The sequence below is a fragment of the Luteimonas sp. A537 genome (genome assembly GCF_054052065.1).
The window spans coordinates 122,031-148,907 of sequence record NZ_JBSVRH010000001.1; the positions used below are offsets into that span (position 1 = coordinate 122,031).

Genomic DNA, 26,877 nt, shown 5'->3' on the forward strand with positions numbered 1-26,877 from the left:
ACACAGGAGATAGACTTTGGCCGAGATCATCGTAGTCACGTCCGGCAAGGGCGGCGTCGGCAAGACCACCACCAGCGCGAGCCTGGCCTGCGGCCTGGCCCGGCGCGGCAAGAAGACCGCCGTCATCGACTTCGACGTCGGCCTGCGCAACCTCGACCTGATCATGGGCTGCGAGCGCCGCGTGGTGTACGACTTCGTCAACGTGACGCAGGGCGAAGCCACGCTGAAGCAGGCGATGATCAAGGACAAGCGCTTCGACAACCTGTTCGTGCTCGCCGCGTCGCAGACCCGCGACAAGGACGCGCTGAACCGCGAAGGCGTGGAAAAGGTGCTCAGGGAACTCGACGCCGAGGGCTTCGACTACGTCGTCTGCGACTCGCCCGCCGGCATCGAGAAGGGCGCGTTCCTGGCGATGTACTACGCCGACCAGGCGGTGGTCGTGGTCAACCCCGAGGTGTCATCGGTGCGCGACTCCGACCGCATCATCGGCCTGCTGGACTCCAAGACCCGCAAGGCCGAGGCCGGCGAGTCGATCACCTCGCACCTGCTGCTGACCCGCTACAACCCGGTGCGCGTGGAGACCGGGGAAATGCTTTCCATCACCGACGTTGAAGACGTGCTGGGCCTGACGACCATCGGTGTGATTCCGGAGTCGGGCGACGTGCTCAACGCGTCCAACAAGGGCGAGCCGGTGATCCTGGACATGGAGTCGGATGCCGGCCAGGCCTATGACGACGCCGTCGCGCGCATCATCGGCGAAGAACGCCCGATGCGCTTCACCCAGCTGGAGAAAAAGGGTTTCTTCAGCAAGCTGTTCGGGGGTTGAGGCATGGGCATGTTTGATTTTCTCAAGGTCAAGAAGAACACCGCATCGATCGCCAAGGAGCGGCTGCGCATCATCGTCGCCCAGGAGCGCGGCTCCCGCGGCGCCCCGGACTACCTGCCGCTGCTGCAGCGCGAGCTGCTCGAGGTGATCCGCAAGTACGTCAGCGTCGACATCGACGCGGTCAAGGTCGACCTGACCAAGGATGGCGAGCACGACGTGCTCGACATCACCGTCGCCCTGACCGACGAACGCGCCGCGACCGGCTGAGCGTGCCCTTGTGGACACCGCGGCTGTAGCCGCTCCCACTGTGGGGGCGGCGGGGGTTTTGGTCCTGGGCGGGATTGCATCTACGGAGGTGGCGCGGCTGCTTTCGCTGCACGGGCTGGAGCTGGTGGGCGTCGAGGATGGGGCGCCGATTCCCGGCAGCTACTGGGGCGAACCGGAGGCCGGCATCATCGGCTCGACCGTCTATGCGCGCGCCGACACGCCGGTGCACTCGCTTTTGCACGAAGCCTGCCACCTGATCGTGCTGCCGCCCGAACGCCGCGCCCGGGTGCATACCGACGCCACCGATTCGGTAGCCGAGGAAGACGCGACCTGCTACCTGCAGATCCTCCTGGCCGATGCCCTCCCGGAGGTCGGCCGCGACCGCCTGATGGCGGACATGGATGCCTGGGGCTACACCTTCCGCCTCGGCTCCACCCGCGCCTGGTTCGAACGCGACGCCGACGACGCCCGCGCCTGGCTCGACGCCCGCGGCCTGCTGCCGGACTGAGCCGCCACTTGCGGGCGCCTCACCCGCCCACTAGCCTGCGGGGGTTTCGCGCCGCCAGCAGGCGCCATCGGAGATCCGCAGTGAAGCCACGCACCCGCCTTGCCCTTGCCGTCGCCACCGCGCTGGTCCTTGCCGCCTGCTCGCGGACGCCCTCCACCGCCCCCGGCCCGGACGGCACACCGTCACAGGCCCAGCTGGAGAAGGAGACCGCGGATGAATTCATCGCGCGCGTCAACGACGAACTCGCCCAGCTGATGCCGGAACTGACGGCCTCGCAGTGGGTCGCTTCCACCTACAGCAACGACGACAGCGAGCTGCTCGCGTCGAAGGGCAACGAGCGCTACCTCGCCCGCACCCAGCAATGGGTCGAGCAGTCGCGGCGCTTCGAGGGCAAGGAGATGTCGCCGGACACCGAGCGCGCGATCAGCCTGCTCAAGCTCGGCACGTCGATGCCGCCGCCGCGCGACCCGGCCAAGCTGTCCGAGCTGACCCGCCTGGCCAGCAAGATGGAAGGCACCTACGGCCGCGGCGAGTACTGCACCGGCGAGGGCGAAGCCCGCTCCTGCCGCCAGCTTGGTGCGCTGGAGGACGTGCTGCGCAACGACCGCGACTACGATGCCCAGCTCGACGCCTGGCAGGGCTGGCACACGATCTCGATGCCGATGCGCGAGGACTACGTGCGCTTCGCCGGGCTGGTCAATGAAGGCGCGCGCGACCTCGGCTTCGCCGACGCCGGCGAACTCTGGCGCGCCGGCTACGACATGACCCCGGCCGAACTCTCCGCCGAGACCGACCGCCTCTGGAGCCAGGTCGAGCCGCTGTACGAACAGCTGCACTGCTACGCGCGCACCCGCCTTGAAGCCGAGTATCCCGGCCGGGGCTCGATCGACGGCATGCTGCCCGCGCACCTGATGGGCAACATGTGGCAGCAGGACTGGAGCAACCTCTGGTCGCTGCTGGCGCCCTATCCGCAAGCCGGCCAGCTCGACGTCACCAGCGCGCTCCAGCGCCAGTATCAGGCCACCCTCAACGATCAGCTGGTGCGCGAGAACGCGCTGCTGGAAACCGACCAGCGCGCCGAGATCGCCCACGCCGCGCGTCTCGAGCATGCCAAGGCCATGACCCGCCAGGCGGAGGAGTTCTACACCTCGCTGGGCATGCCGGCGCTGCCGGAAAGCTATTGGCAGAAGACCCAGTTCATCAAGCCGCGCGACCGCGACGTGGTCTGCCACGCCAGCGCCTGGCAGATGAACGCCGATGCCAGCGACGTGCGCACCAAGATGTGCATCAAGCCCAACGAGGAAGACTTCACCACCATCTACCACGAGCTGGGGCACGTCTATTACTACCTGGCCTACGGCAAGCAGCCGCCGCTGTTCCAGAACGGCGCGCACGACGGCTTCCACGAGGCCATCGGCGACACCATCGAACTGGCGATGACTCCCGGCTACCTGCAGTCGATCGGACTGGTGGAAGGCCAGGCGCCGGGCGAGGAAGCGCTGATCAACGCGCAGATGCGCATGGCACTGTCCAAGGTCGCCTTCCTGCCCTTCGGCCTGATGATCGACCGCTGGCGCTGGGGCGTGTTCGACGGCTCGATCACCCCGGACAACTACAACAAGTCGTGGTGGGACCTGAAGGCCCGCTACCAGGGCGTGGCCCCAGCCACGCCGCGCGGCGAGGAGTTCTTCGACCCGGGCGCCAAGTACCACGTGCCGGGCAACACGCCCTACACGCGCTACTTCCTCTCGCACGTGCTGCAGTTCCAGTTCTACAAGGCGCTGTGCGATGCCGCCGGCCACGACGGCCCGCTGTCCGCGTGCACCTTCGCCGGCAACCAGGCCGCGGGCGAGAAGTTCCAGGCGATGCTGTCCAAGGGCAACAGCCAGCCCTGGCAGCAGACGATGAAGGAACTCACCGGCGGCGAAACCATGGACGCGGCAGCGGTGCTGGAGTATTTCGAGCCACTGCAGGCCTGGCTGGTCGAGCAGAACGAGGGCAAGACCTGTGGTTGGCAGGCAGCGGCGGGCAGCTGAGCCGCCATCGAACCGCCTGGACGCGCGCCGCCCGGTGAGCCGGGCGCGCGCAGGTCATCGCCGCCTCAGTCGAGGCGGAATTTCACCGGAACCCTGACGCGCGCGGCGACGGGGACGCCATCCTCGATGGCGGGATTGAATCGCCAGTGGCGTACCGCCTCGATTGCGGCGCGGTCGAGATTGCGATCGTGGCTGGAGCGCTCAATCGAAATATGGGTCACATTGCCGCTGGCGTCGAGGTCGATCAGCAGCATGACCACACCGCCGATCCCGGCGCGCGCCGCTTCCGGCGGATAGCGGGGCGGCCTCATGTTGCGCGAGGCGGGATCCACGCTTGCGCCAAGGTTGGTGCCCGGCAACGCTGAGGGCCGAGGCGCCCGCGCCGGCGCCGGGGGCATTTCGAGGACGCCGGCACCGCCCGGGTACCGTGGCTCCCTGCCCTCGCCGTGGACGAGGGTGGGCTTGCTCGGGCCAGCCGGCGTTGGAATCGGCTTCAGCGGAATCGCCAGCGCGCCGAAGAACATGCACGCCAGCACGACGCAGACCGCCGACAGCAGGTAGCGCGCATCCAGCTCGCGCGCTCCCAGCCCCAGAAGCATGCAGACCGAAAGGCCGCTGCCGAGGATGACTCCGACGCGAAACGCCATGCGGGTGTCGGACCAGCCCCCGGCGCCGAGCAGCCCGCCGGCCCAGTCGACGAAATGATAGGGAAGCGCGGCGACCATCGCGAGCAACGGCGCCGCGGCAAATCCTGTCGCAACGATGACAAGCCCCAGGAAGCCCCACCACACGCTCTTCATGGCGAGCGGCCCCGTATCAGGAAAAGCACGAAGCCCGCCAGCACCAGCACACACACCAGCCCCATCAGCAGGCTCATGATGACCAGCCCTGCGCTCGGCAGGATCAGGGACATGTAGCTCCCGGCCCGGGACACCAACTCGAAGCGCCGGAACTCTTCGAAACCCCACCCCAGCGCCCAGCCAAGGATCAACGGCGCCACCAGCGCGTAGAGGGTCGCGTGGACAAACCGCTGCGTACGGTGGGAAAGCGGCACCGGCTGCGCGGGGGCCGTCATGGCAGGCGGGCGCCCTGTCGCGGCCGCGGGCGCGGCCCGCCGCGGACGCGGCTGGCCCCTGCGACGTCGGGCTGGTTTCGGCGCGCGCTCCGCCCGCTTCCGCGCGGCCTCTACCAGGCCCTCGCGGCGGCAGCTGGTGCAGGCCTCGTCGCGGAAATGCTGGTGTTCGCTGCTGCGCGCGCATGCCACCAGCAGGCCGCCCTGCCGCTGCGCGTACTCGACGAGCACCGCGCCCCACTCGCTGGCCGGGGGGCGCTGCCGCGAATCGCGCGCGAACGCACGGTCGAACAGCCGCCGCAGGCGTTCGGGCATGCAGTCGTGGCCGCTGGCCGGAGATGCTTTGATACGCCGGTTGGGCAGCAATCCGTATGCGTAGAGGTTTTCGCGGATGCGACCCGGCAGGTCGGACGGCAGCGTGGTGGTGGCCGGACGACCGCTGTAGGGATGGATGCCGTGGTTGAGAAGTTGGAACACGATCACCGCCAGCGCAAAGCGGTCCTGGGCCTCTTCGCCGCCGGTCGCGACGCCGCCGCGCTGGAATTCCGGCGCCAGGTAGTCCGGTGTGACCTGGCCCGCCGGAAAGCGCTCGCCTTCGCCAAGAATGCTGAAGCCGTCGCAGTCGAGCATCGCGATGTGCAGCGATTCGCGATGGAAGCGGAGGTTGAGCGGCTTCAGGTCCACAACGTAATGCCCGCGCCCGTGCAGTGCGGCGAGCGTCGTGGCCAGGTTGGCCGCCAGCGTGACCCTGGGGCCAAGCCCGGTCGGCAAGCCGGCGGCCCGTGCCTGCCGCTCCAGCAGCACGTGCTCCAGGTCGCTGGTTTCTTCCAGCGGCAGCCTGGGCATGACGAAGCCCATGAACCGGCCGGCGCGATCGAGTGCCGTTGCGCGCGGCCAGGCGATCTGCACGTGGCGCCTGCCGCCCTCGATCCGGTCCGGAAGGTCCGGACACAGCCCAAGCATCGCCTCCAGCTTGCGTTGGTAGACCGCCAGGTCGACGCCCGGGTGGTAGAGCTTCGCCACCTCGTCACTCGAGTCTTCGAGGAGGAACACGCTGCCGGCGCCGCCACTCTTGAGCAGGCGGCCGAGTTTCAGCCTGCGACCGCGGCTGTCGCGGATGCGCTGACCCTGGCGCGAAGGCACCTCAGCCTCCGCCAGCCGGAGCCGGCCAAGCCAGGAGCAGCGTCTTGTCGTCGGTGGTGATGGCGTCGGTGCGCGGGTCGGCCAGGGTGGCCTTCAGTGCCTCCACTCCGCGCGCCTCGTCCACGCCGTGCAGGAAGCGCATCACGGGGGTGATGAAAGGCTGGAACAGGCCGCCGCCATCCCTGGCCATCGCGAAGGCCTGGGTGCCATCGCTCATCAGCGCGAGCAGCGTGCTTGCGCCCTCGAAAGGCGTGATCCGCAGCCGCGCTTCCCACCCGGGCATGGTGACGAACCAGGTCTCGTTGGCGTACTCGCCGTTTTCCGGGAGCGACAGCACCGTACCACCGGCTCCCGGCGCCTCGCGGACGCCCACGCCGTCCCCGACGTGCACGAACCAGCCACCGCTGGAGGAAGCGACCACGGCCACCAGCGTGCAGGCGTAGTCGCCAAGCTTCCCGCCGCCGGCGGCGACTTCCGCCTCCAGCGCTCCTCGCGCCTTACGTACCGCATCCGCGGCCATCGCCTGTCGCGACGCGGCTTCGCAGGGCATGCCATGGCGCTCGAGCTGCCGCCACAGTGCGTCCACCACGCCATCGGCGATGCGGCGCGCACCCGTGCCGCCCAGTGTCGCGGACCCTGCTCCATCGCAGACCGCGGCGACCAGCACCTCGCCATCGCCCCTGTGTGCAAAGGCGTCCTGGCAGAGCGTGCCGGAATCGATATGCGCGCGGCCGATGGCTGCGGCGCCCACCACGCGCCAGGCCATCAGAGCGGGGCGAGCGCCCAGGTGTCGGTCGACGGAAGCTGCGCCTGCCCACCTGGAGTGGACTGCGAAACGACCTGCATGCTTGCGCTCAGCCAGACGAACAGCTCGCGGAACTGCAGGCCGTTCAGGCGCTTCACCGCGCGACCACCGTTCTGGCTGAAGCGCCCCAGCACCGCAGTGTCGGCCTCGCCCACCGCGATCGGGAACACGGCGACCCTGTTGGCCGCTTCGTCAGCGCGGCAGCGGTCTGCGACCTGCTCCCAGTCGTCCGTCGGCACTCCGTCGGACATCAGGAACATCCAAGGGCGCGTATAGGCGATGCCGGCCTGACGGAAGCGCGCCTTTTCGGCCTCGATCTCGTCCAGCGCGAGCTCCACCGCGTGCCCCATCGGCGTGGTGCCGCTGGCAGACAGTGCCGGCGCCTGGAAATCCATGGCATCCCGCCAGTCATCGGAGACTTCAGCCCCGTCCATGCCGCCATAGGTGACGACCAGCACGCGCACGCGCTTGGCGGCGACGATGTCCCCCTGCAGTTCGTCGCGAAGGATCTGCAGACCCTCGTTGAGCTGGGTGATCGGCGCCCCTCCCATGCTGCCCGAGCAATCCAGAACCAGCACCAGTGGCGTGCGCTGCTCGGAGTTGTCGACCAGCGCAACATCCGGAATGGCTTGGCTCATGTCTTCCCCTCCTTGGAAAAGCCGGATACTACGCATCGCGCCGAGAGCTTTCCAGCCGGACCTCGGCTTCCCGCCCGGGCCACCGGACCTCAGACGTGTTCGGCCGGGTCCGGCATCCCCGGCTCGCACTGCCCCGCCGGCAGTCGCTTGGTCCGATAGCGCTCCAAGCGCCACACCAGCCAGCCGGCGAGCGTGAACGCCGCGCCGGCCAGCGCCAGCGTCAGCATCGAACCACTGACCATCGGCGACAGCAGCCCTGCGACCACGGCGTTCAGCGCAAGGCTGGTGAAGGCCTGCAGCGATGACGCCGAGCCGCGCTGGCGCGGATACATGTCGAGGATCGCCAGGGTCAGCACCGGGAACACCATGGCCACGCCGAAGGCGCCCAGCGCCGCGGGCAGCACGGCCCAGGGCACCGACGGCACGTCCACCAGCAGGCCGTAGGTGACATTGGCCACCGCCGCCAGCCCACAGCAGGCGAAGCCGATGTTGACCTGCACGACGTGCGGCATGCGCCCGGCGACCCGCCCGGAGGTGAAGGCTCCGAGCATCATCCCGCCGATCATCGGCCCGAAGAACCAGGCGAAGCTGCGCTCGTCGAGCCGCAGCAGGTCAAGCACGAACGCCGGCGCGGACGCGATGTACAGGAACAGCGCCGAGAAGTTGAGTGCACCGGCCGCCGCCAGCCGCTGGAAGCGCCGGTTGGTGAAGATCAGCACGTAGTCCGCCAGCATCCGCCGCGGCACCGGTGTGCTCCGGTTCTGCACGGGATGGGTTTCCGGCAGCCACATCCAGGTCGCCGCCAGCAGCAGAACGCCGAAGCCGACCAGGAACCAGAAGATGTCGTGCCAGTGGCCCCAGCCGAGGATCCAGCCGCCGATCACCGGCGCGATGGCGGGCGCAATGCCGAAGATCATCGACACCTGGCTCATCAGCCTCTGCGCGTCGTCGCCATCGAACAGGTCGCGGATCACCGCACGGCCCACGATCAGGCCCACGCCCGCCGACAGGCCCTGCAGGGCGCGGAAGACCAGCATGGTTGCCAGATCGTTGGACAGCGCGCAGCCCACCGACGCAGCGATGAACACCACCAGCCCGACCAGGATCACCCGGCGGCGGCCCAACACGTCCGACATCGGGCCATGCACCAGGCTCATCAGCGCATAGGCCACCAGGTAGACGCTGATGGTCTGTTGCATCGCCAGCTTGTCGGCGCCCAGCGCCTCGCCGATCACCGGGAATGCCGGGAAAATCGCGTCGATCGAGAACGGACCGAACATCGACAGGCCCGCCAGCAGCAACGCCAGCCGGCCGGTGGACTTCGGAAGGTGCGGCGCGGCCATCAGCAGGGCCCCGCGGCGGACAGGGCGGCGCGGAGCCGGTCTTCGATCAGGGAGTTTTGCACCGCATCAGGATACCGGTCAGGCGGCCGGGGGCGGGCTATAATCGGCAGGCAGTACCCACCAGCGGGAGAAGCCGCCCCAGCCAACCGGGGCCGGCTGCCGAAGGCGCAACGCCCGTAATCGCTCAGGCCCACGTACCGCTGGCGGGGACAACTCTGGAGAGACCGGTCAAACCCGGCGCCGAAGGTGCATGGGGTGGGTTAGCGCCCGCCCTGAACTCTCAGGCAAAAGGACAGAGGGGCGCCCCGCGTGCGTGCACGCGGCCCACCCGCGCCCGCCAGAGTCCAACGCCATGTCCAAGCAGCCCGCCTCCCTCCGCTCGCTCGAGCACCACGACGCGTTCGTGGAACGCCACATCGGCCCGAACGAGGACGAGATCGCGCAGATGTTGCGCGTGATCGGCCACGATTCGCTCGATGCGATGACCGATGCCATCGTGCCCGGCTCGATCCGCTCCGGCGATGCGCTCGACCTGCCACCGCCGATGACCGAGGTCGACGCGCTGGCGAAGATCCGCGCCATCGCCGACCGCAACACCGTCTTCCGCAGCTTCATCGGCCAGGGCTACTACGGCACCCACGTGCCCAACGTCATCCTGCGCAACATCCTCGAGAACCCGGCCTGGTACACGGCCTACACGCCCTACCAGGCGGAGATCTCGCAGGGCCGCATGGAGGCGCTGATCAACTTCCAGACCATGCTGGCCGACCTGACCGGCATGGAGATCGCCAACGCCTCGCTGCTTGACGAGGCCACCGCGGCGGCGGAAGCGATGACGCTCGCCAAGCGCTCGGCGAAGTCGAAGTCCAACGTCTTCTTCGTGTCGAAGAACGTGCATCCGCAGACGCTGGAAGTGCTGCGCACGCGCGCCGGCGGCCTCGGCATCGAACTGCACGTGGGCGACGATGCGGACGCCGCCACCGTCGACAGCTACGGCGTGCTGCTGCAGTACCCCGACACCTTCGGCCGCATCAACGACTACCGCGTGGTGGCCGAGGCCGTGCACGCGCGCAAGGGCGTGGTCACCGTGGCCGCCGATCTGCTGGCACTGACCCTGATCGCGGCACCCGGCGAATGGGGCGCGGATATCGTCATCGGCAACACCCAGCGCTTCGGCGTGCCCTTCGGCTTCGGTGGCCCGCACGCGGGCTACATGGCCTGCCGCGACGCGTTCAAGCGGCAGATCCCGGGGCGCCTGATCGGCGTGTCGGTCGACGTCGAGGGCAATGCCGCCTACCGCCTCACCCTGCAGACCCGCGAGCAGCACATCCGCCGCGAAAAGGCGACGTCCAACATCTGCACTGCGCAGGTGCTGCTGGCGGTGATGGCGTCGATGTACGCCGTCTACCACGGCCCCGAGGGCCTGGTGCGGATCGCGCGCCGCGTGCACCGCTTCAGCACGATCCTGGCCACCGCGCTGCGCGGTGCCGGCGCCACCGTTGGCGACGCGTTCTTCGACACCCTGCACGTCAGCGGCCTGGACGCCGCGGCGGTGCATGCCAAGGCCCGCGACGCGCGCATCAACCTGCGCGCGATCGACGCTGGCAGCGTCGGCATCAGCCTGGACGAAACCACCACGCGCGATGACGTGGCCGCGCTGGCCGCGCTGTTCGGCGCCGCGATCAACGACATCGACGCGCTCGACGCCGAGGCTGCCGACGCATTGCCCGCAGGCCTCGAGCGCAATACCGCGTTCATGACCCACCCGGTGTTCAACACCCACCACAGCGAGCACGAGCTGCTGCGCTACATGCGCGCCCTGGCCGACAAGGACCTGGCCATGGACCGCACGATGATCCCGCTGGGCTCGTGCACCATGAAGCTCAACGCCACCGCCGAGATGATCCCGATCACCTGGCCGGAGTTCAGCGAGATCCACCCGCTGGCGCCGGCCGACCAGACCGCGGGTTACAAGGTGCTGATCGACGGCCTGGAGGCGATGCTGGCCGAGATCACCGGCTACGACGCGGTCAGCTTCCAGCCCAACTCCGGCGCCCAGGGCGAGTTCGCCGGCCTGCTGGCGATCCGCGCGTACCTGGCCTCGAAGGGCGAAGGCCACCGCGACATCTGCCTGATCCCCGAGTCCGCGCACGGCACCAACCCGGCCTCGGCGCAGATGGTCGGCATGACTGTCGTCGTGACCCGCTGCGACGCCAACGGCAACGTCGACGTCGAGGACATCCGCGCCAAGGCGGAGAAGCATTCCGACCGCCTGGCCGCGATCATGATCACCTACCCGTCCACGCACGGCGTGTTCGAGGAGGACGTGGTCGAGATCTGTGAGATCGTCCACGCCCACGGCGGCCAGGTGTACACCGACGGCGCCAACATGAACGCGCTCTGCGGCGTCGCCCGCCCCGGCAAGTGGGGCTCCGACGTCAGCCACCTCAACCTGCACAAGACCTTCTGCATCCCGCACGGCGGCGGCGGCCCGGGCGTGGGCCCATGCGCTGTGAAGTCGCACCTGGCGCCCTACCTGCCGCGCGCCTTCGGCGGCGAGGGCGAGGTCGGCATGGTGTCGGCGGCCACCCACGGCTCGGCCAGCATCCTGCCGATCAGCTGGATGTACATCGTGATGATGGGCGCCGAAGGCCTGCGCCGCGCCACCCAGGTCGCGCTGCTCAACGCCAACTACGTCGCCAAGCGCCTGGAACCGCACTATCCGACGCTCTACACCGGCCGCAACGGCCTGGTCGCGCACGAGTGCATCCTCGACCTGCGCCCGCTCAAGGACGCCACAGGCGTCGGCGCCGAGGACGTGGCCAAGCGCTTGATCGACTTCGGCTTCCATGCGCCCACGCTGAGCTTCCCGGTCTCGGGCACGCTGATGGTGGAGCCGACCGAGAGCGAGTCGATGCACGAACTCGACCGCTTCATCGACGCCATGATCCAGATCCGCGAGGAGATCCGGGCGATCGAGGACGGCCGCATGGACCGCGAGGACAACCCGCTCAAGCACGCCCCGCACACCGCGGCGCAGGCCTCGGCCAGCGAGTGGACCCACGCCTACCCGCGCGAACTGGCGGTGTTCCCGCTGCCCAGCCTGCGCCAGCAGAAGTACTGGCCGCCGGTGGCGCGCGTGGACAACGTGCACGGCGACAAGAATGTCTTCTGCAGCTGCATCCCGATCGGGTCGGCCGAGGACGAGCCGGAGGCATTCAGCGAGCCTGACGTGGCGTAAGCACCGCCGGGGCAAGGAGGCCTGGTCGCAATCGCGGCCATGGCCGCTCCCACTGCACGTCGCGATCGGCTGGGCCATGGCCACTCCCACGACACGCATGCCTGCCCTGTGGGAGCGGCTATAGCCGCGATCCGATCCGCGACCACGCCGGCTTTACGCCCTCGGCCACAGGATGGCTGCTCCCCCGCAGCGGAGCAGCCCATGGCCAGGCCCAAGACCCCGACCACGACGCTACCTGGCGCGCAGCCGCCCACCGCTCCCAAGCCGCCCCGGCCCAAGCCCGCGGGCAACGTCGGGCGCGAAAAGATCATGCACTTCGACCACGAGCGCATCCCCCCCTTCGACCACCTCGATCCCACCAAGATCATTCCCCAGGCGCTGGTGCCGCTGCAGGTGGTCGGGCGCATGGTGCTCGACCGCTGGCCGGACAACTTCTTCGCCGAGACCAGCTGCGGACGCTGGCCTGAACATATGGCCGGCCTCCGTATCCGCGCCCAGGCACCGGCCGCGCGTGCCGGCGCCTGAGCGTGTGCACCCCAGGCGCAGCGCACGCGCAGGGTGTGCGCTTTGAAACCTGCACCTGACAGCGATTACCCTGCCGACATGGCATGCGATCGCGCCACCCGTTACTCCGACGTGCGTGCGCGCACCGTATCGCTTGCCGCACCGCTTACGGCCGAAGACGCGCAGCTGCAGTCGATGCCCGAGGCCAGTCCGGCCAAGTGGCACCTTGCGCACACCACCTGGTTCTTCTCCCGCTTCGTGCTGGGTGACGCACCGGAGGCGATGCCCGCCGGCTGGGACTACCTGTTCAACAGCTACTACGTGGGCGCCGGTGAACGGCACGCGCGCGCCCAGCGCGGCCAAGTCTCGCGGCCGACGCTGGCCGAGGTGCTGGCGTGGCGCGAAACCATCGACGCACGTGTACTCGAGCACCTGGACGCCGGCGGCTTCGCTTCCGACGCGCTCGACGTGCTGCTCCTCGGCACCCATCACGAACAGCAGCACCAGGAACTCCTGCTGACCGACATCAAGCACGCCTTCTGGTGCAACCCCCTGCAGCCCGCCTACCGGACCGACGGCGGACCCGACTGTGGGAGCGGCCATGGCCGCGACGCTGCGCGAGCCGTACACGTCGCGGATCCGGCTCCCCGGTGGCTTCCCCGCCCGGAAACCATCGCCGAAATCGGCGCGCCCGCCTGGCCCGGTCCTGGCACCAGCTTCGCCTACGACAACGAAACTCCGCGCCACCGCGTACTGATCGCTGCCCATGCCATCGCCCGCCGCCCTGTCAGCAATGCCGACTACGCGGACTTCATCAGCGACGGCGGCTACGACACGCCCGCCCTGTGGCTGAGCGACGGCTGGGATCTCGCACACCGCGAAGGCTGGCGGCGCCCGCTCTACTGGCATCAGGACGGTGCGCGCGAGTTCACCCTGGCAGGCTGGCGCGAACGCGATCCCGGGGCCGCCATCCGCCACATCAGCCACTACGAGGCCAATGCCTTCGCCCGTTGGGCCGGCGCCCGGCTGCCCACCGAAGCCGAATGGGAAGCCTCAGCCGCCGATCTTGCCGGCACCGGCCAGGCCTGGGAGTGGACCTCGAGCGCGTACGTGCCCTACCCCGGCTTCCGCCCGCTTGCCGGCACGCTGGGCGAATACAACGGCAAGTTCATGAGCGGCCAGCTGGTGCTTCGCGGCGGCAGCTGTGCCACTCCGCCGGGACACGCGCGCGCCAGCTACCGGAATTTCTTCGCACCGCACGCGCGCTGGCAGTTCTCCGGCCTGCGCCTGGCAAAGGACATCGCTTGACCTCGAAGCTGCAGCTCACCGACCTCCATCCCAGCGCCGACGATATCGCCGGTGACGTACTGCGCGGCCTCTCCTCGAGTCCCAGGTACCTGCCGTCGAAATACTTCTACGACCAGCGCGGCTCCGAACTCTTCGAGGCGATCACCCGCCAGCCCGAGTACTACCCCACCCGCGTGGAGCTTGCGCTGCTGGCCGACCGCGGCCCCGAGATCGCCGCGGCGATCGGCCCGCGCACGCACGTGGTCGAGTACGGCAGCGGCAGCGGCCGCAAGACACGGCTGCTGCTGGACGCACTCGAGGACCCGGTGGCCTATACGCCGATCGAGATCTCGCGCTCGGCACTGACCGCCAGCGCGGAGCGCCTGGACCGCGAGTTCGGCGACGTGGAAGTGCTGCCGGTGCTGGCCGACTTCACGCAGGCCGTGCCCCTGCCCCGGCCTTCGCGCGTGGCCGACTCGGCGCTGGTGTTTTTCCCGGGCTCCACGCTGGGCAATTTCAGCCGCGATGAATCGGTCCGCCTGCTTGCCGCGATGCGCGACACCATGGGCCGCGACGGCGCAGCGCTGCTCGGCCTGGACCTCGAGAAGGAGCCAGCCATCATCGAGGCCGCGTACAACGATGCCGCGGGCATCACCGCGGAGTTCACCCTCAACCTGTTGGGCCGCCTCAACCGCGACCTCGGCAGCGACTTCGACCTCGCGGGCTTTGTTCACCGCGCTCGCTACGTGGAATCCGAAGGCCGCATCGTGACCACGCTGGAAAGCCTGCGCGAGCAGGTCGTCACCGTGGAACACCAGCGCTTCGCCTTCGCGCGCGGCGAGCCGATGCAGGTCGAGCAGAGCCAGAAGTACACCGACGCGCGCATTGGCGCGCTGGCGTTGGAGGCCGGCCTGCGAGTGGTCGATGGCTGGAACGATGCCTGCGACTGGTTCGGGCTGCGCCTGCTGCGGCGGGCCTGAAGCAGGAGCGCGCCGCGACTTGCGGTCGCGACGCGCCTTCATCCAGTCACGCGGTAACCTGCACTATTGCTTGCGCATCTGGTCGCGCGCGTTCTCCGCGCGCGCCGCGCCGATCGCGGTCTCGACCTTCTTGACCTCTTCGGGCGGCGGCAGCACCGCCGGCAGACCGAGCGACTGCAGCCACAGCTCCCGGCCCCAGCCCTTGGTGTGGTACAGGTGGTGGTCTTCCTGCTGCTCGACCTCTTCGTACGCGTCCTTGAGCGCCTTGCCGACATCGCCGGTGGCTTTCTTCGAGACGTAGCCGATCAGTTCCCAGTTGAGATGGTCCTTGGTCTCGGCCAGGACCACGCACTCTGCGGCGACGAGTTCGGCGGCCACCGGATCACCAGCCGCCTGCGCCATCTCCATCGCCTTCACCAGCGACTTGCCGTGGTGCGCCACGACCTCGCGGCCGGGCGTGCGGACGTCGGGATCCAGCCCCAGTTTCTCGAACACCCCCAGCAACACCTTCTGGTGGTTGCGGGTTTCGTCGAGATAATCGTTCCACTCCTTGCGCAGGTCGTCATTGACCGCGCACTCGATCGCCTTCAGGTAGACCTGTTCGCCACCGAGTTCGGTCTCGATGCCCTGGTACAGCAGCTCGTGCAGCTGCGCCTCGTCATAGCTTCCGCGTGCCATCTGGAACACCTCATCGGAGTGGGACGGCCCAGAATCCGACCGTGCGCGTCGCGGTGCGGTGAAGCCGGCGCGGCCTCAGGACGCGGCAGCCGGACGCTGCCGCGGCACGGCATCGAACGGGAGCATGATCCGGGCATCCTTGAAGTACATCATCCGCAGCTGCCGCCCGCGCGGCGACCAGCCGATGAAGTGCGCCTTGGCCTCGGCCTCGTACATGTCCTGGTAGCGAACGGCCATGTCGTCGTTCTGCAGCTCGATCATGACCCCGACCGACTCCGGCTTCGGCAGCGAGGCGTTATGGGCCTCCAGCGTGTCGCGGATGGCGTTGAGGAAGGGCATGGTCTGCTTCAGGCCACGCGCGCCGACGTCGAAGAACTGGCGGTACAGATAGGTCGGCTGGCCGAAGGACGGCACGATGCCCAGCACCGCGGTGCCGACGCCCCAGATACGGCCTTCATCATCGCGGCCCACCGCCACCGCCTGCTGCGCCCGCTCGGCGGCCTTGGTTGGATCCGGCAGCGCACCGTTGCGCGCCCACATGGCGATGAGCTCCGACGACAGTTCGGGCGTCACTTTTTTCCAGACCGGCACGATCTCCATGCTCACCTGCCCACCGTGCCGCGCTGCGTGCAATCCATCATCAATCCTCTCCTCCCCGGTATCGCCCGATCATGGCGCAAGCGGTGGCGGCCGCGCAACGCGTCCACCTCGCAGCAACAGCCTGTTAACGGCAACGCTTGGATGATGGGGTCCACCCTGGACCGGAGCGCAACCCAATGGCCGACCTCAAGATCGCGGTGCTCGTCGGCAGCATCCGCAAGGAATCCCTGAACCGTTCACTCGCGCAGGCGCTCGAAAAGCTGCTGCCGGCAGGCGTCAGCTTCGAGTACGCGCGCATCGACGACCTGCCTCCCTACAACCAGGACGAGGACGACAACCAGCCCGCCCCGGCGAAGCGGCTCAAGGCGCTGATCGCCGAGGCCGACGGCGTGCTGTTCGTGACCCCCGAGTACAACCGCTCGGTGCCAGGCGTGCTCAAGAACGCCATCGACCACGCATCGCGGCCGTATGGGCAGAGCGCGTTCGCGGGCAAGGCCGCGGGCATCGTCGGCATCTCCATCGGCGCCATCGGCACCGCCTGCGCGCAGCAGCACCTGCGGGCCATCGCCGGCTATCTCGACATGCCGACCTATGGCCAACCGGAAATCTTCCTGCAGGCCAAGGACGGGCTGTTCGAAGCCGATGGCAGCGTTGGTGAGTCCAGCCGCGGCTTCCTGCAGGGCTGGGTGGACGGCTATGTGGCCTGGGTGACGAAACACTCGGGAAGCTGAAACCACGGGGCTCCGAACCCCGCGACATTGTCCGGCCGGCCCGGGCGGTATAACATTGGTTATAACCGCCCAGGGATACCGGTCATGAAGCTCAAGATCACCACCATCGGCAACTCCGCCGGGGTCATCCTGCCCAAGGAGCTGCTGGCCCGGCTGCGCCTGCAGAAGGGTGACGAACTGTTCGCGCTGGAAACACCCGACGGCATCAGGCTGACCGTGTTCGATCCGACGCTGGCCGAGCAGATGGAGGTCGCGGAGCAGGTCATGCGCGATCGCCGTGCACTGCTCAACAAGCTCGCGCAGTAGTGGCGGCCATGATCACCTGGATCGGGAAGCCGTTTGCACTTGCCATCCACGACCGCCAACTGAGCGAGCACGGCGGGAACGGCGGTGTGCGTGACGAAAGCCTGCTGGACTCCGCCCTCGCCCGTCCGCAGCAGCTGTACGCTTACGGCGACCCGCCGCCGGACCTTGCCGATCTCGCCGCGAGCCTGGCGTTTGGCCTGGCACGCAACCATCCTTTCATTGACGGCAACAAGCGCACTGCGGCCGTGGCCTGCGAAGTGTTCATCGTGCTCAACGGCGGCTCACTACAAGCCGAAGACCTCGAGTTGTACCCGGTCTATCTCGCCCTTGCCGAGGGCAGCCTCCCCGAAGCCGAATTCGCCGCGTGGCTGCGCGACCACATCCAGCACAAGGCCGGCATCGACGTACACGAGCCCAAGGCGCGCCACGCACGCTGAGCTGCACCCGCCCCCAGGGTCCGTCCTCCACCCTTCCACCCTTGCAGTGCGCGTCGTCGCCGACGCCCACGGAGCCGCTCCATGTCCGTCATCTATCCGCCGCTGCGCGAGCAGTGGTTCGGCAACATCCGTGGCGATGTCCTGTCCGGCGTGCTGGTCGCACTGGCGCTGATCCCAGAGGCCATCGCGTTCTCGATCATCGCCGGCGTCGATCCCAGGGTCGGCCTGTATGCCTCGTTCTGCATCGCGGTGGTCACGGCAGTGGCCGGTGGCCGACCGGGGATGATCTCCGCCGCCACCGGGGCGATGGCGCTGGTGATGGTCGACCTGGTGCGCGACCACGGGCTGCAGTACCTGCTGGCGGCGACCATCCTGGCCGGCCTGCTGCAGATCCTCGCCGCCGTACTGCGCCTGAACACGCTGATGCGCTTCGTGTCGCGTTCGGTGGTGATCGGCTTCGTCAACGCGCTGGCGATCCTGATCTTCATGGCGCAGCTGCCGGAGCTGATCGGCATGCCGCTGACGGTGTACGCCGTATGCGCGGCGGGACTGGCGATCATCTACCTGCTGCCGCTGGTCACGAAAGCTGTGCCTTCGCCGCTGGTGGCGATCATCCTGCTCACCGCGCTCAGCCTCTGGCTGGGCCTGGACATCCGCACCGTGGGTGACATGGGCGAGCTGCCGGACGCGCTGCCGACGTTCCTGTTCCCGGACATTCCGTGGACGCTGGACACGCTGTGGATCCTGCTGCCGGTGTCGGCCACGCTGGCCGTGGTCGGCCTGCTGGAGTCGCTGATGACCGCGCAGATCGTCGAGGACATGACCGACACGCCCACCAACCGCCGCCGCGAGTGCGCTGGCCAGGGTTCAGCGAACATCGTCGCCGGGCTGTTCGGCGGCATGGCCGGCTGCGCGATGATCGGCCAGTCGGTGATCAACGTCGGCTCCGGCGGCCGCGGGCGGCTGTCGTGCATGGTCGCCGGCGTGGTTCTGCTGCTGCTCGTGGTCTATGCGTCGGACTGGGTATCGATGATCCCGATGGCGGCGCTGGTGGCGGTGATGATCATGGTCAGCATCGGCACCTTCCACTGGAAGAGCTTTCGCGAGCTGAAGACCCACCCGAAGAGCGCCAGCCTGATCATGTTCGGCACCGTGGTGGTCACCGTCGCCACCCACGACCTGGCCAAGGGCGTGCTGGCCGGCGTACTGCTGACCGCGCTGTCATTCACGCGCCGGGTGAGCTCGATGCTGCAGGTCGAACACCGCGACGACGATGGCCGCCGCAGCTACCGTGTCACCGGCCAGGTGTTCTTCGCATCCGCCGTCCAGTTCGCCAACAGCTTCGACTACCTGCACGCGCCCGGGAAGGTGCTGATCGACCTGCGCGATGCGCATTTCTGGGACACCAGCGCGGTCGGCGCCCTGGACCGCGTGGTGCTGAAGCTGCGCAAGCACGGCGCGACGGTGGAAGTGGTCGGCCTGAACCGGGCGAGCCAGTCACTGGTCGATCGCCTGGGCACGCACGGTGACGAAGCTCCGGCCTCGTCGATGGGCCAATAGGAGACGCTGACCGGGCCCCGATCAGCTGCTGCGGATCAATCCCGCATCGGCGCCGGGCTCACGCGCCAGGCATTCCTGCAGGCTGTGCAGCTCGCGTTCCAGCAGCGGCGGCTGCGGGCCCAGCGGATTGCAGGCGCGCACGGGTGCCTCGCCTTCCCCGCACCGCTACAGTGGAGCGCCCCCAGCGAGGCCCACCATGCACGCCACGATCTATCACAACCCGCGCTGCGGAACGTCGCGCAACACGCTGGCACTGATCCGTCATGCCGGCATCGAGCCCGAGGTCATCGAATACCTGAAGGACACGCCCACGCGCGAGGAGCTGATCGCGCTGATCCGCGAGGCCGGCATCGGCGTTCGCGATGCAATCCGCGCCAAGGAGGCGAAGTACACGGAACTGGGCCTGGACGATCCTTCACTGTCCGAGGCCGCGTTGCTCGATGCGATGCTCGCGGATCCGATCCTTGTCAACCGGCCCTTCGTGCGCACCAACATGGGCGTGCGGCTGGCGCGGCCGTCGGAAGCGGTGCTCGAGATCCTGCCGCCAATCAGCGCGTCGTTTACCAAGGAAGATGGCGACGTGGTGGCGCCGAAGTAGCGCCGCCACCCGCTCCCGCCTGCGGCTGCCCTCAGTACGTGTAGCCGACCCGCAGCCAGAGCGTGCGTCCCGGCTCGTTGATCCGCACCGCATCCGCCGGATAGCCGAAGTCGGCGTTTCCGGCGAGGTTGAGGTGCTCGCTGTAGGCGCGGTCGAACAGGTTGTCGACGCCGGCGGTCAGCTGCACGCCGCTGGCGAAGCGGTAGCCGGCGTTGAGCGCGAGCGTGGCGAAGCCGGCGCTCGGACCGATGTCCTGGCCGACCACGTTGCCATAGCCCTCGGCGACGCGGTCCTGTCCGTCGACCAGCCGGACCAGCGCGCCGGCCGACCAGGTGCCGTTGTCCCAGTCGGCACTGAAGCGGCCTTCCAGCGGCGGCATCTGCGGCAGCGGGCGGCCGCTGTCGCGGTCCTTCCCGCGGGCATGGGCCAGGCTGCCGCCGAGCGTCCAGTCCTCGCTCGCCCGGTACTCGCCGCCAAGCTCGGCGCCGCTGGTCCGCGCATCGATGTTCGACACCATCGAGGTCGCGCCCATCATCGTGTCCATGTAGCGGAACTGGATGAAGTCATCGACGCGGCCGGCGTAGGCCGAGATCCAGGCATCGAAGCGTTCGCCGCGGTACTGCAGGCCGACGTCGAGCTGGGTGGTCTTCTCGGTATCGAGGCCGGCGAAGGCGTTGGCGAAGCCCATCGGGCCCATGTCCGCGGAGAACAGTTCCCAGTAGTCGGGCATGCGCTCGGTGTGGCCAATGCCGGCGTACCAGCTGAGCGCCTTGTCGACGTCGCGCTCGAAGCGGACGAAGCCCGCCTTCAGCGTTTCCTCGCGCGACCGGCCGGCTGTCGGATTGGGCATTGCCGGGTGGCCGTGGCCACCGGCCACCGTCAGCCGTCCGTCCTCGGCACCTGCGCGGTCCGCGCGCGCGCCGGCGATCCAGCGGCTGTCGTCGCCCTGGAACCAGGTGCCTTCGGCGAACAGGCCGAGGTTGTCGAAGCGCGCGTCCACGACCCATGGCATGGCGAGATACGCGTTGCGGCCCATGCCGGCGCGGCGGCGGTGGCGGCTGTCCTGGGCGTCGATGCCGGTGACAAGCTCGAACGCGGCGCCGCGCCAAGTGGCCGCCGCGCGCCCGCCGCTGGTGCTGCGCTCGACGTTGGACGCCATCGGCATGGGCATCGAACCGTTCGGGTTCGGGTCGCGCAGGCTGTAGTTGTCCATCACGTGGTCGGCGACGTTGTGGTAGACGCTGGCCTCGAATTCCTGCAGCGCGCCGAGCCCGATGTTCGCCTTCTCGAAGCGCAGGCTGTAGTTGCTGCGGTCGAAGCTGCTGCCATCCATGCCACGGGTGGCATAGCGCGCCTGACCGTCGCCGATGCCCACGCCGAGTTCGAGCAATGTGTCCTCGTCGGGCGTCCAGCCGAGCGCGAAGTCGGCGTTCCACTTCTTCCACGCCGAGCCGACGCGGGCGCCGTTGCCGTCGTCGTAGTCGCCGGACTCGGAGCGGTTGGCGCTGATGCGGGCGTAGCCGAGCGGCGCGCCCCGGGTCACGTCGACCACCTGGTCGTTGCGGCCCCAGCTGCCGGCGAGCGCGCTGCCGGCGAGCTTCCAGGTGGGCTCGATGAAGTGCTCGCGGTCGCGCTCGAAGCGCACCGTGCCGGCCGATGCGCCCGGACCCCAGAGCACCGTCTGCGGACCCTTGGTGACCACCAGCGCGTCATAGGTTTCCGGCGCGATGTAGGACATCGCGTTGTCCATGCGCGAAGGGCAGGCACCGGGCATGGCGCCGTCGTTGGTCAGCAGGTTCAGGCGCGAGCCGAACATGCCGCGCAGCACCGGATCACCATTGCTGCCGCCGTTGCGCACGGTGCTGAAGCCAGGAATGGTCTTGAGGTAGTCGGCACCGTCGCTGGCCGGAACCGGCTGGCGCGGAAGCTTGGGGCTGGTTTCCCAGGTGAGTGCGGACACCGGCGCGGCGGCCGTGACGACCAGCGCTTCGAAATCCACCGTGCGCGTCGCGTCCGACGGGGTGTCGGGCGCGGCGTCCAGTGCATGGGCGAAGGGGCTGGCAAGAGCGGCGGCAATCGCCACGAACAGGCAGGACGAACGGATCACCGGGCAGCGGGGGATCGACATGGCGTGACTCCATGGAGCGGAATGCGATGGGGTGCCGCGTGGCGGATGCCGGGCGGCGTGGCGAGGGTCAGCCGATGCGCGGTGGTCCGCGCGAGCCCAGTCCGTTCGGGTGCAGCCATGCCACGCTGGGTGCGGCTGGCGCGAGCGCCGGCGCGGTCGCCGCCGGCAATGCGAAGAGCTTGAACACCACCGGCGCCGAGTGCGTGAACGCTGCCAGCAGCGGACAGTAATCGCAGTCCGGATCACCGATCGCGGGACGCGCATCGCCCGGATCCACTCCATCGTGCAGGCGATGCCGGCCGTGTCCGCCATCGTGGGCAGGGCCATGCACGACGCGGGCCTCGCCCGTGGCTTCCAGCAGTCGCGTCGTGGTCGGCACCAGCATCAGCAACAGCGCTGCCGCCAGTCCGATCCGCCCCATCCAGTGCTGGAATGCCTTCGCGTTCATTTCAGTGCGGATTGTCGGCGCCAGGCACCGGAATGGATCTGACGCAGGTCAAGGCCGGGCGCTTTCCATACGCAAACGTACGCACTTGATCCAGGTCATTTGGCTCACCGCTGCACAACGGTAACGTGCGCTCCAACGGCCGGGCACCACGACGCATCATCGGCCCCCGATTTTATTCAAGCCCTTTAATCACTGAGGTCATCACCATGAGAAACCTGGTACTGCTGTTTGCACTCGCCGCCGCTGGCGGATTCGTCCCGGCCGACGTCGCCGCGCAGGGATCGGCATCGGTCGACATGATCGCCGACGTCAACTTCAGCCTGCGCACCGAGATCACCGGTGGCCAGATGGTCTTCATCGGCAACTCCGGCGCGATCAAGGACGTGGTCAACCCCGACCTGCGCGTGCCCGAAGGCTCGGTGGTCGCGATCACGATCACCAACAACGACGGCGCCATGCATGACATCGCGGTGCCCGAGTTCGGCGCCCAGTCCGACCAGCTGGTCGGCGTCGGCTCCTCGACCACCATCGTGTTCCGGGCCACCAAGGGCGGCACCTTCGAATACATCTGCACCATCCCCGGGCACAAGCTCGCGGGCATGGCCGGCAAGCTGATCGTCGGCGACGTGAAGGAAGAAGTGAGCACGGCGCTGGATGTCTCCAAGAACCCGGCCGAAGTCGGCACGCCCGTCGGTGACCGCGCCGCCGAGCATGTCACCTACGACCTGCTGACCACCGAGGTTGAAGGCCGCCTGTCCGACGGCAGCACGTACCGCTACTGGACCTTCGACAACACGGTCCCGGGTCCGCTCCTGCGCATCCGCCAGGGCGACACGGTCACGATCAACCTCAAGAACGCCGAAGACAGCGTCAACATCCACTCGGTCGACTTCCACTCCGTGACCGGCCCCGGTGGCGGCGCGGCGGTGACCCAGGTGCGCCCCGGCGAGACCAAGAGCTTCACGTTCAAGGCGCTGCACCCGGGCCTGTTCGTGTACCACTGCGCAACGCCGATGATCGCCCACCACATCTCCAACGGCATGTACGGGATGATCCTGGTCGAGCCCGAAGGCGGCCTGCCGGCGGTCGACAAGGAGTACTACGTGATGCAGGGCGAGCTCTACACCGCCCAGAAGCACGGCTCCAGCGGCCTGCAGGAGTTCTCGGTCGACAAGCTGCTTGACGAGAAGCCCGAGCACCTGATGTTCAACGGCTCCATGGACGCGCTCACCAAGACCTACGACATGAACGCGAACGTGGGCGAGGAAGTCCGCATCTTCTTCGGCGTCGGCGGCCCGAACCTGATTTCGAGCTTCCACCTGATCGGCGAAGTGTTCGACCGGGTCTATGACCTGGCCTCGTTCACCAGCCCGCCGCTGACGGACGTGCAGACCACGATCGTGCCTCCGGGCGGCGCGACCATGGTCGAGTTCAAGGTCGACTACCCGGGCAAGTACATCCTGGTCGACCACGCACTGTCGCGCGCCGAGAAGGGCCTGACCGGCATCCTCACGGTGAACGGTGAAGCCGACTCGACGATCTTCAACAGCGACCAACCGATCGACGCAGCGTCCGGCCACTGACGCCGGCGGCGCAAGACGGCAGGCAACGGCCCCGCCCCGGCGGGGCCGTTTTCGTGTGCGAAGTCAAGTGCATTCGGCGCCGCGATTGCACATAAGGGTCATGCCGCAGTCACGCCTGGTGCGACGAAGACACGGACAATATGCGCCATGCACCAGATGATCGAACTCCACCCCACGGCCGACGCGCTGACCGGCCTCGGCCTGCCCGCCATTCCCTACCCGGTTGCACTCCCCGCCTTCCAGGCCGCCGTTGCCAACGACGGCGAACTGCCGCTGGCCGACATGCTGCACGGCCTGCAGCTGCGCGCCGCCCGTGAAACGGCTGACTGGCAGGCCATGGAACCGGCGATGGCGCGCCTGGCCGAACTGCTGGCACCGGACGATGCCGGCGAATGCCTGGCCGCCGAAGGCGCGGGCTGGTGGATCGAAATCGGCCCGGTCGACCTTGGCGGCGCGGTCGTGGCCCTGCAGCGCGACGACGCACTCCTGGCCGCGATCGCGCAGCGCGCCGACGGTCGCCTGCGCATGGCGGCCTACCGCCCGCTGGATGGCCATTCCATCGAACTGCTGGTGGGCCTTGCCCGGGGCGACGTCCAGCTGGCGGACGTGCCACTGCATGCCGCCGGGGAGGCCGGCCTTCCCGGCCTGTCGCGCTGGAGTGCGGACCCGGGCAGCGGACCCGGCCTGGAGACGCAGCCCGCATGGCGCACGCAGCCGGCTCTGGCGGCGCGCAGGCCGGCGTTCGTGCTGGCCGAAATCGAAAGCTGGGACCTGCTCCGGACCTGAGCTCCGCCCGCCGGTCCGCTAGATCCGGGCCAACGCGTCGCGCAGCGGCTCCAGGTCCGCGCTGGACACCGGCCGCACCACCCGCCCCAGCTCCTGGCCGGAACGGAGCAGCACCAGCGTCGGCCACAGTTTCACCTTGAACGCCCGGCCCAACGGCCGGCCGCGACCGTCCTCGATCTTCAGGTGCACGACGCCCGCGTGCTCGCCCAGCAGCACCTGGATCGGCGCCTGCGCCGCTTGGCAGTGCCCGCACCAGTCGGTGCCGAACTCCAGCAGCAGGGTGCCTTCCATGGCATCGAGCTCCGCACGCGCGGGTTCCACCGCCGAGTAGCGGGCTTCGTAGCTCACAGTGGCGTTGCGGAACAGGCGCGCGCCGGAGCCGTCGGCGACTCGACCAGAGTGTCGGAGGGGACCAGCGTCATGGATATCTCCGTTTCAATCGGGATTTCCACCTTCCCGGACCGGCGATCAACATCCCGTGACCTGCGGCAGGGCGGCCGCGCATACCTGCGGCTAGACTAGGCCGCCATGGCCCATCGCTTGAGATTGCCACGCACCTACCGGGCCGACCGGACCGTCCTGGCGTTACTGATCGCGGGGACCGCATGGCTTTCGTTCACGCTGGCCCGCGGGCCCGGCGAACTCTCCGCGATCTGGATCGGCAACGGCATCCTCACCGGCTGGCTGCTGTCCCGCCGCACTGCCACCTGGCCGGGCTACCTGGCAGTGGCGTTCTTCGCCGAGCTTTCCGCGCGCATCCTGGCCGGCGACCAGCCCCCGTACGCGCTGGCCATCGCGATGTGCAACCTCGTGGAAGCGCTGGCGGTGGCCTGGCTCGTCCGCATCCGTATTCCCGACATCCGCGATCCGGACTGGCTCACCCTGGGAGGGGTTGCGACAGCGGCCACGCTGGTCGCCTGCGCGCTGACGGGACTGATGGCGGCGACCCTGGCCTACTTCATGCACGGACAGCATTTCCTGCGCGCAGCAGGCAGCTGGTATGCGGCGCACGTCGTCGGCATGGTGGTGCTGGCGACGACCACGCTGGTCGTACAGCGCAAGGGTCTGGGACTGTTCGTGGAGCCCGGCCGTGGCTGGAGCCTGGTGACTACCATGGGACTGTTGATCGCGGTGGCGGTGGGCGTCGCCTTCTTCAGGTATCCGCTGCTGTTCCTGGCCTATCCGCCGCTGCTGCTGGTCGCAGTTCGCCATGGGTTCGCCGGCGTGGGGCTGGGAGTGATCGCCCTGGGGCTGGTCGTCGCCACCGCCACTGCGCTGGACTACGGCCCACTGTCGCACCCGAGCCTGGGCGACGCCGGCCGGTTGGCCCTGCTGCAGCTTTACCTGGCGGGCGGCTGCCTGATGACGATCCCCGTCTGCCTGGTCATGGCCGAAAGTAACCGGCTGGCTGCGCGGCTGGGCGAAAGCGAACGCCGCTACCGCATGCTTGCCGACCACTCGCACGACGTCATCGCGCGCGTGGGGCCCGACGGGGCGCTGCTCTACGTCTCGCCGTCGGCAGTGGAGATGTTCGGCTTCACGCCCACCGAGATGACCGGCACGCGCTGGAATTTCGTGCATCCGGACGACCGCGCGCGGCAGGCGCAGGCGATGGCCGATGTCCTGGCATCGGGCGACACGCGCACCGAGAGATACCGCATCCGGCACAAAGACGGCCACTACGTCTGGGTCGAGGGCGTGCTGCGCTGCATACCCGCCGATGACGGCGGCGGCGCGGTCGACATCATGGTGGCCGCCCGCAACATCAGCCGCCGCGTGGCCGCCGAGCACGCCCTGGCGGAAAGCCGGCGCGAGCTGGAACGGCTGTCGCGCGTCGATCCGCTCACCGACCTGGCCAATCGCCGCCAGTTCGACGAGCGCCTTGCGCTGGCGCTCAAGCGCCAGCAGCGCCACGCAATCCCGATCGCACTGCTGTGCATGGACATCGACCGTTTCAAGGACGTCAACGATGGCCACGGCCACGCCGCCGGCGACATCGTGCTGAAGGCCTTTGCGAAGCGGCTGTGCGACAGCGTGCGCGAAACCGACCTGGTCGCCCGCCTGGGCGGGGACGAGTTCGTGATCCTGATCGAGGACGCATCGGCCGAAGCCGCCGAGGCCGTGGCGCGCAAGGTGCTCGCCGCCATGGCGGAGCCGGTCGACGTCGGTGGCACCCGGCTCACGGTCAGCACCAGCATCGGCGTCGCCCATGCGGGGCAGGCGGCCGATGCGGCAGGCCTGATGGCCTCGGGGGACGCCGCCCTTTACGAGGCCAAGAAAGCCGGGCGCAACCGTTACCACCTGGCCCCGGTGGTGTGACGGGGAATGGAGCACGAGGGCACGATCCAGGCCGGGTCCGCCGAGGGGCGGAC

At 68.7% G+C, this 26,877-nt stretch carries 25 protein-coding genes, 1 pseudogene and 2 riboswitches; of the genes and pseudogenes, 16 read left to right on the forward strand and 10 right to left on the reverse strand.

Annotated features, from left to right (window positions below; translation table 11 throughout):
- Positions 1-16 precede the first annotated feature (16 nt).
- The 4 genes from minD to ACW7GZ_RS00570 all read left to right on the forward strand — a co-directional run bounded on the left by minD (position 17) and on the right by ACW7GZ_RS00570 (position 3,637).
- Complete coding sequence (gene minD / locus ACW7GZ_RS00555) at positions 17-826, forward strand: septum site-determining protein MinD (protein WP_457001845.1); 810 nt, start codon at positions 17-19, stop codon at positions 824-826.
- Between the two features lie 3 nt (positions 827-829).
- Positions 830-1,093 carry a cell division topological specificity factor MinE gene (gene minE, locus ACW7GZ_RS00560; protein WP_457001844.1) on the forward strand — a complete coding sequence of 88 codons (264 nt, stop codon included), beginning with the start codon at positions 830-832 and terminating at the stop codon, positions 1,091-1,093.
- A 40-nt stretch (positions 1,094-1,133) separates the two neighbouring features.
- Complete coding sequence (locus ACW7GZ_RS00565; RefSeq protein ID WP_457002849.1) at positions 1,134-1,601, forward strand: hypothetical protein; 468 nt, start codon at positions 1,134-1,136, stop codon at positions 1,599-1,601.
- A gap of 80 nt (positions 1,602-1,681) precedes the next feature.
- Positions 1,682-3,637: a M2 family metallopeptidase gene (locus ACW7GZ_RS00570; RefSeq protein ID WP_457001842.1), complete on the forward strand. Its 1,956-nt coding sequence runs from the start codon at positions 1,682-1,684 to the stop codon at positions 3,635-3,637.
- A gap of 65 nt (positions 3,638-3,702) precedes the next feature.
- Here the strand turns inward: ACW7GZ_RS00570 and ACW7GZ_RS00575 are convergent, their stop codons facing one another.
- From ACW7GZ_RS00575 to ACW7GZ_RS00595, 5 genes are all read right to left on the reverse strand, one after another.
- Positions 3,703-4,437: an energy transducer TonB gene (locus tag ACW7GZ_RS00575; protein WP_457007276.1), complete on the reverse strand. Its 735-nt coding sequence runs from the start codon at positions 4,435-4,437 to the stop codon at positions 3,703-3,705.
- Complete coding sequence (locus ACW7GZ_RS00580; protein ID WP_457007278.1) at positions 4,434-5,852, reverse strand: hypothetical protein; 1,419 nt, start codon at positions 5,850-5,852, stop codon at positions 4,434-4,436. The genes ACW7GZ_RS00575 and ACW7GZ_RS00580 overlap by 4 nt, the downstream gene beginning before the upstream one ends.
- 1 nt (position 5,853) lies before the next feature.
- The gene (locus tag ACW7GZ_RS00585; protein ID WP_457007280.1) at positions 5,854-6,618 is read right to left on the reverse strand and encodes a PP2C family serine/threonine-protein phosphatase; all 765 of its coding nucleotides are present in this window, start codon (positions 6,616-6,618) and stop codon (positions 5,854-5,856) included.
- A complete protein-coding gene (locus tag ACW7GZ_RS00590) occupies positions 6,618-7,295 on the reverse strand; it encodes a vWA domain-containing protein (RefSeq protein WP_457001834.1) in 678 nt (225 codons plus the stop codon). The genes ACW7GZ_RS00585 and ACW7GZ_RS00590 overlap by 1 nt, the downstream gene beginning before the upstream one ends.
- An 89-nt stretch (positions 7,296-7,384) precedes the next feature.
- On the reverse strand, positions 7,385-8,638 hold the full coding sequence (locus ACW7GZ_RS00595; RefSeq protein WP_457007282.1) for a multidrug effflux MFS transporter: 1,254 nt from the start codon (positions 8,636-8,638) through the stop codon (positions 7,385-7,387).
- A gap of 114 nt (positions 8,639-8,752) precedes the next feature.
- A riboswitch (glycine riboswitch) is annotated at positions 8,753-8,848 on the forward strand.
- A riboswitch (glycine riboswitch) is annotated at positions 8,849-8,939 on the forward strand.
- A gap of 51 nt (positions 8,940-8,990) precedes the next feature.
- Between ACW7GZ_RS00595 and gcvP the strand changes: the two genes are divergently transcribed.
- The 4 genes and pseudogenes from gcvP (at position 8,991) to egtD (ending at position 14,650) form a co-directional block, all read left to right on the forward strand.
- Positions 8,991-11,879, forward strand: coding sequence for an aminomethyl-transferring glycine dehydrogenase (gcvP, locus tag ACW7GZ_RS00600; RefSeq protein ID WP_457007284.1), 2,889 nt, complete (start codon positions 8,991-8,993; stop codon positions 11,877-11,879).
- Between the two features lie 201 nt (positions 11,880-12,080).
- Positions 12,081-12,326: pseudogene (locus tag ACW7GZ_RS00605) on the forward strand (catalase); the annotation flags it as partial.
- A 156-nt stretch (positions 12,327-12,482) separates the two neighbouring features.
- Positions 12,483-13,691 (forward strand): ergothioneine biosynthesis protein EgtB, encoded by a 1,209-nt coding sequence (gene egtB / locus ACW7GZ_RS00610; protein WP_457001829.1) that lies wholly within the window; start codon positions 12,483-12,485, stop codon positions 13,689-13,691.
- Positions 13,688-14,650: an L-histidine N(alpha)-methyltransferase gene (gene egtD / locus ACW7GZ_RS00615; protein WP_457007286.1), complete on the forward strand. Its 963-nt coding sequence runs from the start codon at positions 13,688-13,690 to the stop codon at positions 14,648-14,650. The genes egtB and egtD overlap by 4 nt, the downstream gene beginning before the upstream one ends.
- Positions 14,651-14,713: 63 nt before the next feature.
- Here egtD and ACW7GZ_RS00620 read toward each other — a convergent pair whose 3' ends face one another.
- Positions 14,714-15,328, reverse strand: a complete 615-nt coding sequence (locus ACW7GZ_RS00620) for a hypothetical protein (protein WP_457007288.1) — start codon at positions 15,326-15,328, stop codon at positions 14,714-14,716.
- Positions 15,329-15,403: 75 nt separating this feature from the next.
- Positions 15,404-15,934 carry a hypothetical protein gene (locus tag ACW7GZ_RS00625; protein ID WP_457001823.1) on the reverse strand — a complete coding sequence of 177 codons (531 nt, stop codon included), beginning with the start codon at positions 15,932-15,934 and terminating at the stop codon, positions 15,404-15,406.
- Positions 15,935-16,104: 170 nt separating this feature from the next.
- Here ACW7GZ_RS00625 and ACW7GZ_RS00630 point away from each other — a divergent pair, with 170 nt between their 5' ends.
- From ACW7GZ_RS00630 to arsC, 5 genes are all read left to right on the forward strand, one after another.
- The gene (locus tag ACW7GZ_RS00630) at positions 16,105-16,659 is read left to right on the forward strand and encodes an NADPH-dependent FMN reductase (protein WP_457007290.1); all 555 of its coding nucleotides are present in this window, start codon (positions 16,105-16,107) and stop codon (positions 16,657-16,659) included.
- 84 nt (positions 16,660-16,743) lie between these two features.
- Positions 16,744-16,965 carry an AbrB/MazE/SpoVT family DNA-binding domain-containing protein gene (locus ACW7GZ_RS00635; RefSeq protein ID WP_457007292.1) on the forward strand — a complete coding sequence of 74 codons (222 nt, stop codon included), beginning with the start codon at positions 16,744-16,746 and terminating at the stop codon, positions 16,963-16,965.
- Between the two features lie 8 nt (positions 16,966-16,973).
- Positions 16,974-17,402, forward strand: coding sequence for a type II toxin-antitoxin system death-on-curing family toxin (locus ACW7GZ_RS00640; protein ID WP_457007294.1), 429 nt, complete (start codon positions 16,974-16,976; stop codon positions 17,400-17,402).
- A gap of 81 nt (positions 17,403-17,483) precedes the next feature.
- A complete protein-coding gene (locus ACW7GZ_RS00645; RefSeq protein ID WP_457007296.1) occupies positions 17,484-18,962 on the forward strand; it encodes a SulP family inorganic anion transporter in 1,479 nt (492 codons plus the stop codon).
- 196 nt (positions 18,963-19,158) lie between these two features.
- Positions 19,159-19,560: an arsenate reductase (glutaredoxin) gene (arsC, locus tag ACW7GZ_RS00650; RefSeq protein WP_457007298.1), complete on the forward strand. Its 402-nt coding sequence runs from the start codon at positions 19,159-19,161 to the stop codon at positions 19,558-19,560.
- A gap of 31 nt (positions 19,561-19,591) precedes the next feature.
- Here arsC and ACW7GZ_RS00655 read toward each other — a convergent pair whose 3' ends face one another.
- Positions 19,592-21,688 carry a TonB-dependent copper receptor gene (locus tag ACW7GZ_RS00655; RefSeq protein WP_457007300.1) on the reverse strand — a complete coding sequence of 699 codons (2,097 nt, stop codon included), beginning with the start codon at positions 21,686-21,688 and terminating at the stop codon, positions 19,592-19,594.
- A 67-nt stretch (positions 21,689-21,755) separates the two neighbouring features.
- On the reverse strand, positions 21,756-22,136 hold the full coding sequence (locus ACW7GZ_RS00660; RefSeq protein WP_457001809.1) for a DUF2946 family protein: 381 nt from the start codon (positions 22,134-22,136) through the stop codon (positions 21,756-21,758).
- Between the two features lie 206 nt (positions 22,137-22,342).
- Between ACW7GZ_RS00660 and nirK the strand changes: the two genes are divergently transcribed.
- Both nirK and ACW7GZ_RS00670 read left to right on the forward strand, forming a co-directional pair.
- Complete coding sequence (gene nirK, locus ACW7GZ_RS00665) at positions 22,343-23,719, forward strand: copper-containing nitrite reductase (protein WP_457001807.1); 1,377 nt, start codon at positions 22,343-22,345, stop codon at positions 23,717-23,719.
- Between the two features lie 147 nt (positions 23,720-23,866).
- On the forward strand, positions 23,867-24,505 hold the full coding sequence (locus tag ACW7GZ_RS00670) for a hypothetical protein (RefSeq protein WP_457007302.1): 639 nt from the start codon (positions 23,867-23,869) through the stop codon (positions 24,503-24,505).
- Positions 24,506-24,523: 18 nt separating this feature from the next.
- Here ACW7GZ_RS00670 and ACW7GZ_RS00675 read toward each other — a convergent pair whose 3' ends face one another.
- Positions 24,524-24,853, reverse strand: a complete 330-nt coding sequence (locus ACW7GZ_RS00675) for a thioredoxin family protein (RefSeq protein WP_457007304.1) — start codon at positions 24,851-24,853, stop codon at positions 24,524-24,526.
- A 180-nt stretch (positions 24,854-25,033) separates the two neighbouring features.
- Here ACW7GZ_RS00675 and ACW7GZ_RS00680 point away from each other — a divergent pair, with 180 nt between their 5' ends.
- Positions 25,034-26,824, forward strand: coding sequence for a diguanylate cyclase domain-containing protein (locus ACW7GZ_RS00680; protein ID WP_457007306.1), 1,791 nt, complete (start codon positions 25,034-25,036; stop codon positions 26,822-26,824).
- The last annotated feature ends 53 nt before the right edge of the window (positions 26,825-26,877 follow it).